This is a genomic window from Palleniella intestinalis (assembly GCF_013166595.1).
GTDB lineage: Bacteria > Bacteroidota > Bacteroidia > Bacteroidales > Bacteroidaceae > Prevotella > Prevotella intestinalis.
This window is the reverse complement of record NZ_JABKKG010000001.1, coordinates 26,136-43,121: the sequence shown is the minus strand read 5'-3', so window position 1 is coordinate 43,121 and position 16,986 is coordinate 26,136. Positions and strand designations below refer to the sequence as shown.

Annotated in this window: 13 protein-coding genes and 6 tRNA genes; 5 read left to right on the top strand and 14 right to left on the bottom strand. The window is 42.7% G+C overall.

The genetic code is table 11. The features are described from left to right. Positions 1-983 precede the first annotated feature (983 nt). From HPS57_RS00215 to HPS57_RS00205, 3 genes are read right to left on the bottom strand one after another with little or no spacing between them, the layout of a single operon-like run. A complete protein-coding gene (locus HPS57_RS00215; protein ID WP_172179140.1) occupies positions 984-1,748 on the bottom strand; it encodes a TatD family hydrolase in 765 nt (254 codons plus the stop codon). 29 nt (positions 1,749-1,777) lie between these two features. Continuing rightward, a complete protein-coding gene (locus HPS57_RS00210; protein ID WP_172179139.1) occupies positions 1,778-2,773 on the bottom strand; it encodes a polyprenyl synthetase family protein in 996 nt (331 codons plus the stop codon). Between the two features lie 38 nt (positions 2,774-2,811). Continuing rightward, positions 2,812-3,528 carry an energy transducer TonB gene (locus tag HPS57_RS00205; RefSeq protein WP_172179138.1) on the bottom strand — a complete coding sequence of 239 codons (717 nt, stop codon included), beginning with the start codon at positions 3,526-3,528 and terminating at the stop codon, positions 2,812-2,814. Positions 3,529-3,617: 89 nt separating this feature from the next. Here HPS57_RS00205 and porQ point away from each other — a divergent pair, with 89 nt between their 5' ends. The 3 genes from porQ to HPS57_RS00190 all read left to right on the top strand — a co-directional run bounded on the left by porQ (position 3,618) and on the right by HPS57_RS00190 (position 6,810). Beyond that, positions 3,618-4,568, top strand: a complete 951-nt coding sequence (gene porQ, locus HPS57_RS00200) for a type IX secretion system protein PorQ (protein WP_172179137.1) — start codon at positions 3,618-3,620, stop codon at positions 4,566-4,568. Between the two features lie 30 nt (positions 4,569-4,598). Continuing rightward, positions 4,599-5,291, top strand: coding sequence for a (d)CMP kinase (gene cmk / locus HPS57_RS00195; protein ID WP_172179136.1), 693 nt, complete (start codon positions 4,599-4,601; stop codon positions 5,289-5,291). A gap of 325 nt (positions 5,292-5,616) precedes the next feature. Beyond that, positions 5,617-6,810: an OmpA family protein gene (locus HPS57_RS00190; RefSeq protein ID WP_172179135.1), complete on the top strand. Its 1,194-nt coding sequence runs from the start codon at positions 5,617-5,619 to the stop codon at positions 6,808-6,810. A gap of 175 nt (positions 6,811-6,985) precedes the next feature. Here the strand turns inward: HPS57_RS00190 and HPS57_RS00185 are convergent, their stop codons facing one another. The 10 genes from HPS57_RS00185 to HPS57_RS00140 all read right to left on the bottom strand — a co-directional run bounded on the left by HPS57_RS00185 (position 6,986) and on the right by HPS57_RS00140 (position 10,782). Then, entirely contained in the window at positions 6,986-7,513 is a 528-nt protein-coding gene (locus tag HPS57_RS00185) for a HEAT-like fold family protein (protein WP_172179134.1), read from the bottom strand. Positions 7,514-7,675: 162 nt separating this feature from the next. After that, a complete protein-coding gene (gene gldE, locus HPS57_RS00180; protein WP_172179133.1) occupies positions 7,676-8,998 on the bottom strand; it encodes a gliding motility-associated protein GldE in 1,323 nt (440 codons plus the stop codon). Then, positions 8,999-9,400, bottom strand: a complete 402-nt coding sequence (locus tag HPS57_RS00175; RefSeq protein ID WP_172179132.1) for a single-stranded DNA-binding protein — start codon at positions 9,398-9,400, stop codon at positions 8,999-9,001. Beyond that, positions 9,393-10,013: a hypothetical protein gene (locus tag HPS57_RS00170; RefSeq protein WP_172179131.1), complete on the bottom strand. Its 621-nt coding sequence runs from the start codon at positions 10,011-10,013 to the stop codon at positions 9,393-9,395. Before HPS57_RS00170 ends, HPS57_RS00175 begins: the two co-directional genes overlap by 8 nt. 45 nt (positions 10,014-10,058) lie before the next feature. Next, positions 10,059-10,131 (bottom strand) — tRNA-Gly (locus tag HPS57_RS00165). A 46-nt stretch (positions 10,132-10,177) separates the two neighbouring features. After that, a tRNA-Leu gene (locus HPS57_RS00160) sits at positions 10,178-10,264 on the bottom strand. A gap of 71 nt (positions 10,265-10,335) precedes the next feature. After that, positions 10,336-10,408 (bottom strand) — tRNA-Gly (locus HPS57_RS00155). Positions 10,409-10,452: 44 nt separating this feature from the next. After that, a tRNA-Leu gene (locus tag HPS57_RS00150) sits at positions 10,453-10,539 on the bottom strand. Between the two features lie 39 nt (positions 10,540-10,578). Further along, positions 10,579-10,660: transfer RNA gene (locus tag HPS57_RS00145), tRNA-Leu, on the bottom strand. A 49-nt stretch (positions 10,661-10,709) separates the two neighbouring features. Then, positions 10,710-10,782: transfer RNA gene (locus HPS57_RS00140), tRNA-Gly, on the bottom strand. 982 nt (positions 10,783-11,764) lie between these two features. On the opposite strand from HPS57_RS00140, the gene rho reads away from it, so the two are divergent. After that, the gene (gene rho / locus HPS57_RS00135; protein ID WP_172179130.1) at positions 11,765-13,630 is read left to right on the top strand and encodes a transcription termination factor Rho; all 1,866 of its coding nucleotides are present in this window, start codon (positions 11,765-11,767) and stop codon (positions 13,628-13,630) included. Positions 13,631-13,773: 143 nt separating this feature from the next. Here rho and HPS57_RS00130 read toward each other — a convergent pair whose 3' ends face one another. Then, positions 13,774-15,138 carry a FimB/Mfa2 family fimbrial subunit gene (locus HPS57_RS00130; protein WP_172179129.1) on the bottom strand — a complete coding sequence of 455 codons (1,365 nt, stop codon included), beginning with the start codon at positions 15,136-15,138 and terminating at the stop codon, positions 13,774-13,776. A 441-nt stretch (positions 15,139-15,579) separates the two neighbouring features. On the opposite strand from HPS57_RS00130, the gene ffh reads away from it, so the two are divergent. Then, complete coding sequence (gene ffh, locus HPS57_RS00125; protein ID WP_172179128.1) at positions 15,580-16,929, top strand: signal recognition particle protein; 1,350 nt, start codon at positions 15,580-15,582, stop codon at positions 16,927-16,929. Positions 16,930-16,986 lie beyond the last annotated feature (57 nt).

Genomic DNA, 16,986 nt, shown 5'->3' with positions numbered 1-16,986 from the left:
GCAAAAGTACAGCATTTTGTGGAATTATACAAATTATTTCATTATTATAAACAAAAAAAACAACCTACACATCCAAATTGCTGCAATTTGAGCAAACGATGAATGCACAATGTCCATAGCCACTCGCCGCCGTATGACAACAATCAGCCCATAAAGGATGGAATTGGCAAGGCTGCCTGCTGACATCAAATCAAAAAGACAATGAATGACATTATGAAAGGTTACTTTCCGCAATACAAAGCGTTACCTTTCGCCTGACAAAAGATTACCTTTTACAACACAAAGTCTTACCTTATGCCACAGCAACAGCATTTTAACATCTGTTTTGTTTTCATTTCACCACAAACAACAAATACCCGACATCTTGCAAGCATTTCCCTTTATTTTGCTTTCATATTGGCAAAACAACATAATTTTCCACTTTGAAATGGACATTCTTATCCCGAACTCATGTATTCATCATCCGAAGCGTGACCTCTTATAGTCATGATTATATTACCTTTATAATGAAGTTGTTTAATCTAATTCATATTCGTTAAAAATATCTTAAACCCAATTGGCGTAAGCAAAACATCAATAAAAACAACTAATTTTGCATTCAGGCAAAGGCTACCCTTTCCAAGACATAAGCAAAAAGAAGCATTATGCTCATCTTGCAACTTGAAAACCTGCGCCAATTAAATCCATTGTATTTTCTTTAAGTGCAACAAACAACCACGAATATGAAAAAACACTGAAACAGCTACAATAAAAGGCTATATGATGCGTTATACAATCAAGACGAACAAATATTAACCAATCTCTATTGCCTATGTTATATTTTACCCTTGAAGAATTATCACCACGGAAATCCACGTTACAGATTATTCTGCAAATAGCACATTCGTACAGAACTGTAAAAGTCGGAAACGAGACAGCCGGATACACCTTGACGTAAGGAATATCCGGCTGTTTCGTTTCTATTCTAGAATATGATTCCTGCTCTACAACCCAAATATGCGTTTGGCGGTCTTTGTCGTTATTGCATCAACCTCAGCTGCTGCAACGCCATAAGCCTCCGCAAGACGATTGCATACCATTGCGACAAAGGATGGCTCATTACGCTTTCCACGATGCGGAACAGGAGCCATGTATGGGGAGTCTGTCTCAAGCACAATGCGGTCAAGCGGCACAACAGACGGCAATGTCTGAGGAAGGTTGCTCTTCTTGAATGTCAATATGCCTCCGATTCCCAACACAAACCTTTCAAATTCGAGAAGTTCCAATGCCTCATGCTCATTGCCTGTAAAGCAATGGAACACTCCGCCCGGCAAGTCTTTCTCATACCTGCGCAACAGTTTCACCATTTCATTCTGCGCCTTGCGGCAATGAATCATAAGTGGAAGCTGTGTGGCAACAGACCATTCCACCTGCCTCTCAAAGCAGGCAAGCTGCTCGTTCTCGAACTCACGGCTCCAATAATAATCAAGCCCCACCTCTCCTATTCCGATAACATCTGGTGACAATAGTGCCATAATGCCATCCATTTGTTCCCGCCAATCATTCTTGACTTCCTCAGGGTGAATGCCAATCATTGGATGACAATAGTCGAGATATTGCCGGCATAATGCCAAAATCCGCTTGCTCGACTGCAAGTCTATGGCGGGAATGAATGCCTTCTCTATTCCCGCAGCCTTTGCACGCATTATAACTTCCGAAAGGTCATCCTTGAATTCCTCTCCGTCCAAATGTGTATGGGTATCTATCACGGCTCTTTTATGTTTGTTGGATAGTAGTGTTATTTCTCACGCTTCATCATATTTGCCGCAAACTCACGCAACTGTGCCTTATTGCTTTCCGGAACAGAGACAGCATCAAGATGACTCAAGGCTTCCTGATAATATGCTTCCATACGCTGTTTTGCGAGTTTCCCTATGCCTAATTTGTCATAAATGCCTGTCACTGCTTTTATTTTCTCGTTTCGGTCGCAATCTCCGGTCATCACCTGTTCTGCAGAGAATGAGCACCATTTTTCTAATTCAGCCTTATCATCACCTTCTGCCAGCTTCGTGGCATTGATGAGCATGAAAGTCTTCTTGTTCTCAATTATATCGCCACCGATATTCTTCCCAAAGACCTTTGGGTCTCCATAAACGTCCAAATAGTCGTCCTGCAACTGGAAAGAAAGACCAAGTTTCTCACCGAACATGTAAAGGTTATGCCTGTCTTCCTTAGAAGCATCGGCAAGGATAGCACCAATCTGCATGGCACAGGCAAGCAGTACACTTGTCTTCAGGCGTATCATTTCTATGTATTCCTCCTCACAGACATCATTGCGTGACTCGAATTCTATGTCATACTGCTGTCCCTCATCTATCTCGAGGGCGGTTTTGGTAAACAGTCTTATCACGTCAGGCATGTGCTTTGCGTCGCACTCTGCCATACGGGAAAAGGCAGTAACCAACATTGTGTCTCCGGACAAGACAGCCATGTTTGCATTCCATTTCTTATGTACAGTTTCCTTTCCACGACGCATGTCGGCATTATCCATAAGGTCATCGTGAAGCAAAGTAAAATTATGATAAGTCTCTATGCCACAGGCACAAGGTATTACAGCTTCAATGTCTTCTTTATACATATTGTAAGCCAAAAGCATCAGTATCGGACGAATGCGCTTGCCACCAAGAGACAAGACATACTTTATTGGTTCGTAAAGAGACTGAGGCTGCCTATCATAATTTATATTATCAATATACTCATTGATAATGGCGAGTAGTTCTTTTGATGTTTTCATACTTGTGTTATAATAATTAATTCATAATTTTGTTGGAATCACAAAGCGAAGACAATCGGTATAGCAACAACTGTACGTGCTGGCTTTCCCTTTTCCTGCCCTGGTTTCCATTTTGGCATAGCCTTGATGACACGTAAGGCTTCAGTATTTAGAGGAGCGTAAGACGGCTGGGCTATCTCAACATTTGTTATAGAGCCGTCTTTTTCCACAACAAACTTCACAGACACCGTGCCCTGCTGATTCGCTTTGCGACAAGATGGCGGGTAGTGGAGCTCATTGGTAAGCCAAGTCATGAATATAGACATTCCGCCTGGAAACTCCGGCAACTGCTCTACAACACGCAATGGAACATCTTCACCGGCAACAGAAGCGTTGGCCGGGGCTATCGGATCAGCCTCGCTCTCTTTCAGTTGGTCAGCATTGTCTGACTCTGAAGTGGTGAACTTCACCTGCTCCTTTAATTCCTCAAGTTCTGCTTGGTCTGTCAGTTCATCAACCTTGTTTATTTGATCCGTTGAGGAAGGCTGCTCATGAACCTTGGCGGCAATGACATCCTCTTCCGGTTTCAATGATGCCAGGAAATCCATGTCGACTTCGACATCATCAGAAATGTCTTCCAAAAGACGGGATGTGAAATTCACAGATTGCCATTGCAGTACCAACAAGAACACCCCTACAACAGCAATAAAAGCCAGTAGGAATATCTTCGGACGAAGCCGGTCTATGTCAGCACGATATGTCTTTCTTACTATCAAAATCGTTATTATATTATAAAATAATATGCAAATATACATCTCTTTTCTGGAAAAATGACTAACTTTGCTGATAAATTATAAATATTTATATGAAGAGAACACTTTCCACTTGTCTTTTCCTCATTTTGACCGCAAACCTATGGTCTCAGGACGAGAGTCGGACAGAATATAATTTCCTTCGTCTTCCGGTTAGTGCTCACGCGGCAGCTCTTGGAGGCGACAACATCACGATACCTGATGACGACCTGATGATGATGTTCCAAAACCCTTCACTAATCATAGGAGCCACACCAAAGACGGTCGGTCTACAATACATGAACTATATGAGTGGATGCCATAATGCCTCTGCTGCTTTTAATATGGTGTTCAAAGAAAAGTGGAATGTGGGAATTGGAGTGCAATATATGGGATATGGCTCCATGCAATACAGGGACGAGCACAACAATGACCTTGGGACTTTTTCTGCTACGGATATAGCTTTGAGCGGGGTTCTTGGATATGAACTTATGGAAAACCTTGCCGGTGGCATTGCTGCAAAAATGGTATATGGAAATATCTCTTCATACACATCACTCGCCGTTGCCGTCGACCTTGGATTGAACTACTATCTTCCGGATGCGGAATGGTCATTCAGCCTCGTCGTCAAAAATCTTGGAGGACAGATAAAAGCGTATGATAATAATTATGAGAAAATGCCTCTTGACATACAACTTGGTGTCAGCAAGCAATTGGGCACATCACCATTGAGACTTTCCGCAACTCTTGTTGACTTAAATCACCTTAATTACAAAATTATCAATCATTTAAGTATTAGTGCAGAAGCTCTGCTCTCTGAACAGTTTTATGTTGCGGGAGGATACAGCTTCCGTCGTGCAGACGAGATGAAGACCATTGACAGCGAGGGGAACTCTTCAGCCCATTCTGCCGGTCTGTCTATTGGAGCAGGCATAAACCTTGAACGATTCAGATTGAACTTGTCATACGCAAAATATCATGTATCATCATCAAGCATCATCGCAAACATAGCTTTCATACTATAAAAATATAACAAACAAATCTTATAATAATATATGAAAAAAATCTTGATAGCCATAGACGGTCACTCTTCCTGTGGCAAAAGCACAATGGCAAAGCAGTTGGCTAAAGAACTCGGATATATCTATGTAGACACAGGTGCCATGTATCGCACGGTAGCATTGTATGCTATGCGCAACAATCTGATAAGCATGGATAATAAGGTTGACATGGACCAACTCTGCAACCAAATGCCACAGATTAACATTTCGTTCAAACTCAACGCAACAACAGGATGCCCTGACACTTATCTTAATGAAGAGCGTGTAGAGGATGAAATCAGAAGCATTAAGGTCAGCAAGCATGTCTCCCCTATTGCCGCCATCCCATTTGTCCGAGAGGCAATGGTGAACAAGCAGAGAGAAATGGGTAAAGGAAAAGGTATTGTCATGGATGGCAGGGACATTGGCACTACGGTGTTCCCCAATGCCGAACTGAAAGTTTTTGTCACAGCGTCGGCGGAGGTTCGTGCTAAACGCAGATATGATGAACTGCAAAAAAAGGGTATGCCGGCAGATTATGACGAAATACTGAAAAATGTCAAGGAGCGTGACCACATGGACTCCAATCGTGAAGTGTCTCCACTAAAACCGGCCGATGACGCTATCCTTCTTGACAATAGTAACATGTCAATTCCGGAGCAGCAGGAATGGCTACTGGAAAAAGTGAAAGCATTACTTGAAGATTAAAATCGCAAAGAGGTTCAAAAATGCTTTTATCAAATCATTTGGATTGCTCATACTGTATCTGTCAACAATATGAGTAATCCAAATACATTACTTAAAATGTCATTTCGTTAATGATTGCGAACCAGCAAATGGCAACTAATATTTACTTGCAAGTTTTTGTGAAAAAAATCATCAAAAGACCCAGATAATCATCAAAACACTAATATTTACAGCATTTTAACGTTTTTTTTTATTGATTTTAACCGGAAAATTTGGAGGTATTAAGAAAAAACAATAATTTTGCAGAAGATATGATTAATTTCTTATTCCTTAATAAATATCAAAAATGAAAAAGAGTCTATTTATTGCAGTCTTTAGTATAGTTGCAATGGCTGCAAATGCACAAAACAATGAACACGGTTTTTATGGCAACAAGTTTTTTGACAACTGGTACATTGGCGTAAATGGTGGTGCATCAACAAAAACAACAAACCAGCCTGACAAATTCAGCGTAAACGGAAATGCAGGTCTCCGCATTGGAAAATGGCTGACCCCTTCTTTCGGTCTTGCATTAGAAGGAAACTATTATTTTTCCACTAAAGCAAATGGTAAGAGTGTTGGTCAGTATATCAACGAGATGTATGGTGAGAACTTAGAAAAAGAGAACACACGTTACTGGACAGCAGGAGTTTTGGGTTCATTAAACATCAGCAACTGCTTCTGGGGATATTTGGGACAACCACGCAAGTTTGACATACATGTCATAACAGGTATTTATTGGGGACAGAACACAAGCAAGAATGGAACTGTAAAGAATATGCTGAACCATAAGATTGGTTTGGACCTCAACTATAATTTCGGTAAAAACCGTGAATGGTCTGTATACGCAGAGCCTGCTATCATCTACAATATAGCCGGTGTCAACTCTGACCCTTATTCACAGGGCTTCCAAAGCGTGAAATACCATAGCAATGCTTCATTCTTGCAGCTCAACGTAGGTGTAAACTACAAGTTCAAGACTTCAAATGGTTCACACAATTTCCTCATTGTCGAGCCATGTGACCAGAACGAGATTGACGCTCTGAATAACGAAATCAATAGTCTCCGTGCAAAAAATGCTGCAGACAATGATGAAATCCAGAGACTCAGAAACGAGATTGCAAATCTGAAAAAAGCGCTTGATGATTGCGAAAAAGCACCAAAAACGATTATCAACGAGCCAAGTCTGCCGGCTGTATTCTATCAGCTCGACAAATCCGTAATCACTCCTGAGCAGGCTAACAATGTAGCGATTGCAGCAAAGATGATGCAGAATCACCCTGAACTTAAAATACAAATCAAGGGCTATGCATCTCCAGAAGGTCCACATGATAACAACATGAACCTTAGTGTACGCCGTGCAAATGCAGTCAAAGACATGCTCGTTAAGAAATACGGCATTGACCCAAATCGCATCACAGCTGAGGGTTGCGGTGAAACAGACAAACTGTTCGAAGTATACGAGTTCAACCGTGTTGCAATGCTTTATATTGAAAAATAAAACAACAATCAATTCACGCAACTATTTTATTTAATAGTTCTTTGAATAAAAAAATATCGCCACTACTGACAAGTGCATACTTATTGGTAGTGGCGATATTTTTTATAACTTAGGTTATATAATGTTTGAAAGCATATTAGTGCTCAGACAAACAAAAAAAACTAGCACAAGCATATCAAAGCATATTGTTACAAGGCATATTACCTTTAACTTTCCGCTTTGCACAAGCAATACTCGGTGGCAGAACAGCCGGCAACATATCCAACATGTTGAGCAGTTCTGCATAAAGTTCTGGATAAGGCTTGCACATCTTTGCTGCAAGGTATATCATAAAAGCACGGCTACTGGGGCTCTCTTTCTCGTCACACAGATGTTCCAGACAATAATCAAGCAAATCTATACGTGGATTGTTATCTACAGGAAAATCAAGTAACAAAGAAAGAATCATCTGACGGCGGAAGGGCAAATCACACATGGCAAGGTCAGTCAATTCATCCCGATATGGCAAAAGCAGCCTTGTACGAGTATTCCTATCAATATTGTTCAATACCCATGCAGCATTCATCCGCACACGCTTATCAGAAGAATGCTGCAACCAATCAATAAGTTGCCTTATTTCAGCACCATCACACGACAATTCTTCTGCAATCTGCCTAACCTTTCCAATTGCATATCTGCCAGAAAAATCATTTTCATTCATCATTTCTTCTTGGTTCTTTTCTTTGGGAAATATTACTGTCCCTAAAAATTATTGATTCCCCACAAAGATAGGGCTGACTTCCGATTTGGAAGTTCAGCCCATGATTACCTTTACATTACCACACAACAAATGTAATCACAAGCAATCATATTGAACGGACGAGCATTATGCATTGTCCGTCCTAATCATCAGCTTAACTTTGGAAATACGCCTGTCTTCCAATTCAAGAACCTCAAAAGAATAATTCTTATATGCCAATTTTTCATGAAGTATAGGGAAATCACCTTTCAGTTCCAAAAGCATGCCTGCTACAGTACCATTGTCGCCACTTGCCTCGTCAAATTCATCATCATTGACATCAAGAATCTTCACAAGGTCTGTTATCAATGTTTTTCCTTCAAACACGTATACACCATTGGCAATCTGCACGTACGAACGTTTTTCATCATCAAACTCATCATTAATCTCACCTACAATCTCTTCAAGAATGTCTTCAAGAGTAACGATTCCTGATATTCCTCCAAACTCGTCCACCACAATGGCTATATGCACTTTGTTCTTTTGGAAATCACGCAGCAAATCATCTATCTTCTTTGTCTCAGGAACAAAATAAGGCGGTCGAATAAGCGACTGCCAACGGAATGTCGACGGTTTGGAGAGATGTGGCAGCAAATCTTTGATGTATAGCACACCACAGATATTATCCTCGCTTCCCTGATAGACAGGAATGCGACTGTAATTATTCTCTATAACACATTTCAACACATCGGCATACGAACTCTGAATCTCCAAATCCACAATGTCCTGACGGCTGGTCATGACCTCTTTTGCCATCTCATCACCAAAGCGGACAATACCTTGGAGAATCCTTTCCTCCTCACGAATATCCTCCTTGTCTGTAAGTTCCAATGCCTGTTCCAACTCATCCACACTAAGGACATGATTATCCTTTTGCACAACTTTGGAGGCTAAAAAGCCAGTTGACATCAGTATAGATTCCAACGGCCAGAATACAGTCCGGCATACCATCACCGCTCCGCATATCCTACGGCAAAATGCCAATGGATTCTGACGGCTGTACACTTTCGGAAGAATCTCTCCAAAGAGCAATAATATAAATGTCAGCAGTACTGTAACACAGAGGATTTCAAGCCATACAACACCACCGAAATCAACAATATGTGTGAAAATATAGTTACACAGCATAACTATAGTCACATTGACAAGATTGTTGACAATCAATATTGTAGCCAAAGTGCGCTCGGAATCCTCACGCAAACATTTGATGGTAGCATCTGTACTGGAATGTTCCGGGGCGAGTTCCGAAAGTTCATTCGGTGAAAGAGAGAAAAAAGCTATCTCCGAGCCACTCGCCAACCCGGAAAAGAATATAAGAACGAGCGTCAGCACGAAAGCAAAAACAACACCAAATGTTGGTGTTATGAAATGCACTTGCCCTAATGATTGTAATATAATGTCCAAGTCCATCTAAAATGGAATTTCAATGTTATCTTTTTCCTGTCCCATGGCAGCAGGTTGCGTCTGCCCTGTATTCTCAGACTTCCTTGGTGACAGCATTTCCATATTATCAACAAGAATATCGGTTACAAGCTGACGCACTCCACGCTTGTCCTCCATAGTACTGTATCTGATACGTCCTTCTATATAGAGTTTGTCGCCTTTATGGACGTAGCGCTCCACAACCTTTGCCAATCCCTTGCCAAAAGTAAGGGAATGCCAATCCGTGCGGTCAGGAACCTGAGTTCCGTTGGGGAGGGTGTAGCCACGTTCAGTTGTAGCAAGCCTGACATGAGCCACGGCTTGGTCTGCCGCATAATACCTGACATCAGGCTCCTTTCCCACATTGCCTATAAGCATCACCTTATTCATTGTACTCTATGGGTAAAGGTTTGCATTCGCCAAGGAACTTATACCTGAAATTCTTGCCTTTGGCTGACGGGAACTGGCTGCGTCCGTCAACACGCGAATACAGATGGTCAACAATGCGATTATAGCAATCCATACCAGACATAGCCTTGCATCGTGCTACGAAATGCGTATCACGATATTCGCTCTTGCCTGTGGACGGGTTGGTCACGACACGCTTGAAATCAAGACAGCCTTCATACCAGCCGAAATGTTCCTTCTGCAAAGAATAGACAGCCGATTCAACGTTATGCACATTAGAATTTCTATAGTCATTATACCCCTGACCATAGAAAGAGTTATGCATGCTGCCTTCGTTTGCCTGTGATACAGATTTTTTGCGATAGTCCTTGAATGCCTGCATCGTGTCCGCATCAGTCTTTATCATAATAAAATAGACCTTCGGACGCACTTTGTAGCGTTTAGGGAAACGGTTGTCACTTTCGTAATACTCACGTATATCCGAGGCTATGCGCTCATTCATACATATCTCGTCTATACCATACAGAAAAGAGATAGCGTCATCGGCATTGGTCACCAATATTTCGCTATCAAAATATCTTACATATAAATTCATTAGTGATGTCGTGTTTTTTCTTTGTTTTCCTTTTAAGAAAAGAAGAGCGGAAAACGAGACTCGAACTCGCGACCCCAACCTTGGCAAGGTTGTGCTCTACCAACTGAGCTATTTCCGCAAGAAAAATACGGAGAACTTGTCCGCATTTGACAAGATTCCTTGAGTGGTGAAGAGGAGGAGACTCGAACTCCCACGTCACGATTGACACTACCCCCTCAAAGTAGCGCGTCTACCAATTCCGCCACCTCTCCAGCATATCTCAAATATACCTTATACTGATAAAGTCAAAAACTTCATCTGCTTCCCCTTTTAAGGAAAATAGAGCGGAAAACGAGACTCGAACTCGCGACCCCAACCTTGGCAAGGTTGTGCTCTACCAACTGAGCTATTTCCGCAAGAAATGCGGAGGTTCAATCCGCATTCGGTTAAGAATCTTGAATGGTGAAGAGGAGGAGACTCGAACTCCCACGTCACAATTGACACTACCCCCTCAAAGTAGCGCGTCTACCAATTCCGCCACCTCTCCAGCATATCCCAAAATCACAGAACACTCTGCAATATTGTGTGCCCAGAACAGGACTCGAACCTGCACGCATCGCTGCACACGCACCTGAAACGTGCGCGTCTACCAATTCCGCCACCTGGGCATTAAAACCTTTCTACTTCCACAAGAAGAAAGCCATTGTTCAAGATGTGAGCGGAAAACGAGACTCGAACTCGCGACCCCAACCTTGGCAAGGTTGTGCTCTACCAACTGAGCTATTTCCGCATTTCAGTATTCTTTATCAGAAGCATTTCTCCAAATGCGAGTGCAAAGGTACTTATTTTTTCCGAATCCTCCAAAATATTTCAAGCATTTTTTTATAAAAAGGCTATTTTTCCGCATTACACCTTAATAATATTAATAGCATGGCGTATCATGCTTCACACGGCACCTTGCAAGACTCGCTCACAAAATTGACACAACAAACCAAATGTAAGAATTGGAAAACTCAGAGTCTTTTTGCCCTCCATATTTCATGCAGAAACAATATTGAGATGACAGGCTGCCAAATATCGCATGAATCTTCCCATTCGTTATTTCACTGTATACCAGAGCATTATCATTGTAATACAAAATCACAATCACAAGAAAGCACCGCAAATCGTTACCTTTCGCCATTTTTTTGTAACGAACAACAGTGATTTTCCTAACCTTCCTCATTGCAAAAGGTTGCCTTTGGCAGTATGAAAGGTTACCTTTCACAACACGAAAGATAACGATTGGGGACATTAAGTGTCACATTTCATCTCGGAAATCTTAGTTTTTCCGATTATGATAAATAGAGGATTAGAAAACTCATGACATTTTTTTGCTGCAAAAAGTAAGGTATATGGGTATCTCACAACAGGCGATATTTTTCTTGCAACAGCAACAAGACACCATAGAAAGCACTTTGGATGAAATGATGCTTACTTAAGGTTGGCATGTGCCCGATACCGCCGGACTCACAGCCACGACATGAGTCGGCATGACAGAAATCCAATATTGCAAACGCAACCTATTCTTTACTGTAAACACAGGCATATGCATTGCTTTTCCAGCAAAAAACACACAAAAACGAGCAAAAGGACAAAAAACACATACCTTTTTCTTAAAATTATTTTGAAATAACAAAAAAAAATCATACCTTTGCACAAATTTCCAAAGGCACATTTCCTTGACGTGCCTTTTTTCTAAAATTCACCCGACTTTATTCTAACAATACAATATGGTTGATACAGAAGAACCTATAAAGCGCATGCGTAAAAGAGTTGTCAAGAAAGAAGCTCCGGACCATGTATACAGTGTAAATGGCATTGAGGGAGAAAACCTTGACACCAAAGCATCACAAAAGAGAGCCATGGAAAACGCGCAAGTATTCTCAACACCAATGGTCACAGAGTCCGACTCCACAGCAAACCCTTTCCCTAAACATCGTGGGCGAAAGTCAAAAGCTGAATTGGAGTATCTTGCAAGAATCGCTGAGGAAAATGCGAAAAGCCAGAGTTCCCTTGAAACAGAAGTTGCTGACGAGGATTACAATGATGTGGATGCAGAGCAGCCGGAATTTCCGGAAACTATCAGTACAACAGACTACACAGATAATCAGGAATACGACAATTCTGAGGATGATGCCATACCTGAGGAAGAGATTGTCGATGATGCCACCATTGCCCAACTCCAAGAAAAGATGAACACACAGAACATGTCCGAGGAAGACACCGATGGCGAGGATGAGGACGAAGAAGATGACGAAGAGCAAGACAGTGACTCTGAAGAAGATGCAGAAACCTCAGAAAACGGAATCTGGCTCGGAGACCCCGGCGACGGAACAGACTTCATCACAATAGAGGATTTGCCAATTGTGGACACAAACATGACTGTCAATGTCGACATATTTGACAATCCGCAAACAAACAAGATTCTCTCTGCATCACTGCAAGTGTCAGAAGACAGCATACCATGCTTTGATTTCAAGGAGAGCATCAAGGCTATCGGTTTCACAGAAGTGATGGCGGAGGGCTATGCTTTCCTGCGCTCAAGCGACTACAATTACCTTTCTTCACCTGACGACATCTTCATCCCTATGCCGAAAGTGCGCAAGTTAGGACTGAAAACGGGAGATATGGTAGAATGCACAGTGTGCCCGCCAAATACCGGAGATAAATATTTCATTTTGCAGGATGTACTGAAAATCAACGGCAGAGACCCACAGGAGATTCGTGACCGTGTGCCTTTCGAGCATCTTACCCCACTCTTTCCTGACGAGAAATACAATCTATGCGGCAATCCAAAGACAACAAATCTGTCAACACGGATAGTAGACCTCTTCTCCCCTATAGGAAAAGGGCAACGCGCACTTATTGTCGCACAGCCGAAAACAGGTAAGACAATACTGATGAAGGACATCGCGAACGCTATAGCATCAAGCCATCCAGAGGCTTACCTGATGATGCTCCTCATCGATGAACGCCCGGAGGAAGTCACCGATATGGCACGCACGGTGAACGCAGAAGTCATCGCCTCAACTTTCGACGAACCTGCAGAGCGTCATGTGAAGATAGCAGGTCTTGTGCTGGAAAAAGCAAAGAGGATGGTGGAATGCGGACACGATGTGGTGATATTCCTTGATTCGATAACACGCCTTGCACGCGCATATAACACTGTCGCGCCTACAAGTGGAAAGGTTCTCACCGGTGGTGTTGATGCCAACGCACTGCAAAAGCCAAAGCGCTTCTTCGGTGCAGCGCGCAACATAGAAGGTGGCGGATCATTGACTATAATTGCGACAGCACTCATCGACACCGGCTCGAAAATGGATGAGGTTATCTTCGAGGAATTCAAAGGAACCGGAAACATGGAGCTGCAGCTTGAACGTTCACTTGCCAACAAGAGAATATTCCCTGCTGCGAACCTTATCCTGTCAAGCACTCGTCGCGATGACCTGCTGCAGGACAAGACAACTCTTGACCGCATGTGGATTCTGCGCAAGTATATCTCCGACATGAACCCTATCGAGGCTATGACGGAAATACAGAACCGTATGCGCGGCACACATGACAATGAAGAGTTCTTGCTTACAATGAACTCATAAAAAGAACAAACTGCGTGTCTTTTGCGAGTGCAATTCATTGTTTTAAGAACATGAAAATACTTAACAAAAGCACTTATGCGAAATGTCCTCAAAGCCGAATCGGTTTTGAGGACATTTTCATATATAACACTCTGTCACGCAATTTATTTGCGTTTGACTGTTATCGACTTGACAAGCCTGAGATTATATGTAACAGTCGCGCCTGCAGAACCAATCTTCCCATTCACAGCAAAGGTGAATGTAGATTTGCCATTATTACAAAGGTAACGAACGTTCCCACCAGTTTTTGTCTTTGACAATTTCGCACCACCGGCATTGGAAATCACACTATTGAGTTCCTCCAATGCCGAATCTGACGAATAAAGCTGATTCAACACCGTAGCTTCTTCTGTTGTCGGGAAACGCCATTCCATCAGACCATTCTCTGCATATTTGCTGACAAGCGCAGTCGTCTCCGCTTTATGGCTCTCATTTGCCATTGAATAAACATTGCTCCATTCATCAAGGGACAGCAACACTATATCTGCCTCTTCTGACGATTTCTCATCCGAAATCACAACAACATGTCCATTGACAACTTCACCTGCTTTTGGTAAAGAAGACATATACCATGTTGTCTCGTTATGACTGCCACCTGAGTTTACACCAGGACCAAAATCAAAGGTTGTCTCAATAGGCTTTGCCCACTCCCCTCCTTGGATTGAAGCAGTGATGTCCGCATCGGATTCCACTCCATCATATTGTCCTGTAAACACATAGGGGACACCTGCGTTCAGTATGGCATTGTAAGTGTAGGAATATGACTGTGAGGAGCCATCATCAAATGTCAGATGCATCGTCAGCATAGTCTGCGAGTTCTGTGTCGGCATTACATAAAACGTTTCCGTAGTCCATGAGTCTCCGGATTTCCGGCTTGGGACTGTAACAGACTTTGCGTTGTCATACAAACCGTTAAATGACATGGTGCTATACGGTGTACTGAGAGAAATATCCATACTGGTGACGTTTGCCGGCGTATTGAGCAACCTTACGTTTACAGCAGCCTGCCTGTATCCCATCCTGATACTTACAGACTGTGACGCAGACGATGACACAATAACGTCGGCATTGCCCGTAGAAAACGGTTTCATGGCATATCCGCATTCCGGCATGCGAATTATTGTTGAAGACAGCACATCGCCATCCACAAGCGAATAGTTCTCCGGCAATGAAACTGCTGCCAACCGGTAAGTGCCTTTGGGGAGTTTAAGCACGACTGTGTTTTCCGCATCAGAAGTTATTATTCCCGAAGCTTTGCACATACCACTCTCATCAAAGGCATATACGCGGACAGGATACTCTATCGGCGTGTCACTGGCACTCCTTAATGAGATGTTCACAGATTTTCCCTTTGCAGATGGTACAGTTTCAACCCCCTCTCCTTCATCAGGCGTGAAATCAGCTTGCTCACAGGAGTTAAAAGTCATCGCCAACAATGCAGCGATGCATACAATAATCTTTTTCTTCATAGTTTCAGTTGGTTTTAGTTTATCAGAAATAATGTATATGAGCAGAATGTAAAGTTATATTCCAAATTCCCTCCGAATCTTTTATTCATTAAGAAATGTCAGCAAGCTCACAAAGGAACCTAACATCAGCAAAGGTAAACCAATTATATTGAAATCTCATAATATGAAATGAAAAATTATCAAAATTTCACAATTAACACCCTCGTTCACAGATATCAGGCGTAAAAGAGAAGGAAAAACAGTGGTCATTCCGCTACAAGCAAATGCAAATCAACAGAAACTACAATGTCACATAACCCAGCAAAAAAGAAACTATCAAGCAATAAGCCTCATTAAATGCCACAGTTTTGTTATAGTAACTTAAAATCTTAATTTTCAACTCAGTATTTTTATATATTTTTTGTATCTTTGCATTTTAGATAACAAATACAAAGAAAAGATATGTTTGAAAACTTGAATGAACGCCTGGAAAGGTCGTTCAAGATACTGAAAGGTGAGGGGAAAATCACCGAAATCAATGTTGCGGAAACACTTAAAGATGTGCGCCGTGCACTGCTTGATGCCGATGTAAACTATAAAGTTGCAAAATCTTTCACAGACACCGTGAAGCAAAAGGCATTGGGCATGAATGTGCTCACTGCCATAAAGCCTGGAGAACTCATGGTCAAGGTTGTCCATGACGAGCTTGCAGCACTCATGGGTGGTAAGGCTACAGAACTGAAACTGGAGTCCACTCCGGGACATCCGGCTGTCATCCTCATGGCAGGCCTTAACGGTGCCGGAAAGACAACCATGTCCGGAAAACTTGCCCTGATGCTTAAGTCCAAGCAGCACCGCAAGCCATTGCTTGCTGCCTGTGACACTTTCCGTCCTGCAGCCATGGAGCAGCTCCGTGTACTTGCAGAACAAGTTGCTGTGCCATGCTATATAGAGGAAGGTGCGACAGACCCTGTTTCCGTTGCAAAGGCAGCAATCAACCATGCGCGGCTCAACGGCAACGACATTGTCATCATCGATACCGCAGGCCGTCAGTCTATCGACGAAGAGCTGATGGTACAGATTCGCGACATCAAGGATGCAGTGAATCCGGACGAGACCCTCCTTGTCATCGATGCAATGATTGGCCAGGAAGCTGTCACCACAGCAAAGACATTCAACGACAGACTTGAAATTGATGGTGTTATCCTTACCAAACTTGACGGTGACACACGTGGTGGTGCCGCCCTTTCCGTACGTGCCGTTGTCGACAAACCTATCAAGTTCATAGGCACCGGAGAGAAAATGGAAGCATTTGATGTCTTCCATCCAGAACGAATGGCAGACCGCATCCTCGGCATGGGTGACGTTGTGTCACTTGTGGAGCGTGCACAGCAGCAGTTTGACGAGGAAGAAGCAAAGCGCCTGGAGAAGAAAATACGTAAGAACAAGTTCGATTTCAATGATTTCCTCGGACAAATCCAGCAAGTAAAGAAGATGGGTAACGTCAAGGATCTTGCCGCCATGATTCCGGGAGTAGGCAAAGCTATCAAGGACATAGAAATCCCCGACGACCCTTTCAAGAACATTGAAGCCATCATCGGCTCCATGACACCGAAGGAGCGTGAGAACCCGGACATCATCAACCAGTCACGCCGCCAGCGCATAGCCAAAGGTTCCGGCACTGACATTCAGGAGGTTAACCGCCTGATAAAGCAGTTTGACCAGACACGCAAGATGATGAAAATGGTGACAGGCATGGGACCCGGCAAGATGATGGCTATGGCAAACGCCATGAAAAACCTTAGACGATAACATATAGTACACATGCGTTGCCACATACACGGCAACGCATCTTAATTTATCATATTT

Coding starts and splice junctions, on each gene's coding strand:
- HPS57_RS00210 (WP_172179139.1), bottom strand. CDS start 2,773: ATGAAAACATCAAAAGAACTACTCGCCATTATCAATGAGTATATTGAT.
- HPS57_RS00170 (WP_172179131.1), bottom strand. CDS start 10,013: ATGAATTTATATGTAAGATATTTTGATAGCGAAATATTGGTGACCAAT.
- gldE (WP_172179133.1), bottom strand. CDS start 8,998: ATGGACTTGGACATTATATTACAATCATTAGGGCAAGTGCATTTCATA.
- HPS57_RS00185 (WP_172179134.1), bottom strand. CDS start 7,513: ATGATGAATGAAAATGATTTTTCTGGCAGATATGCAATTGGAAAGGTT.
- HPS57_RS00175 (WP_172179132.1), bottom strand. CDS start 9,400: ATGAATAAGGTGATGCTTATAGGCAATGTGGGAAAGGAGCCTGATGTC.
- HPS57_RS00130 (WP_172179129.1), bottom strand. CDS start 15,138: ATGAAGAAAAAGATTATTGTATGCATCGCTGCATTGTTGGCGATGACT.
- HPS57_RS00190 (WP_172179135.1), top strand. CDS start 5,617: ATGAAAAAGAGTCTATTTATTGCAGTCTTTAGTATAGTTGCAATGGCT.
- porQ (WP_172179137.1), top strand. CDS start 3,618: ATGAAGAGAACACTTTCCACTTGTCTTTTCCTCATTTTGACCGCAAAC.
- rho (WP_172179130.1), top strand. CDS start 11,765: ATGGTTGATACAGAAGAACCTATAAAGCGCATGCGTAAAAGAGTTGTC.
- cmk (WP_172179136.1), top strand. CDS start 4,599: ATGAAAAAAATCTTGATAGCCATAGACGGTCACTCTTCCTGTGGCAAA.
- ffh (WP_172179128.1), top strand. CDS start 15,580: ATGTTTGAAAACTTGAATGAACGCCTGGAAAGGTCGTTCAAGATACTG.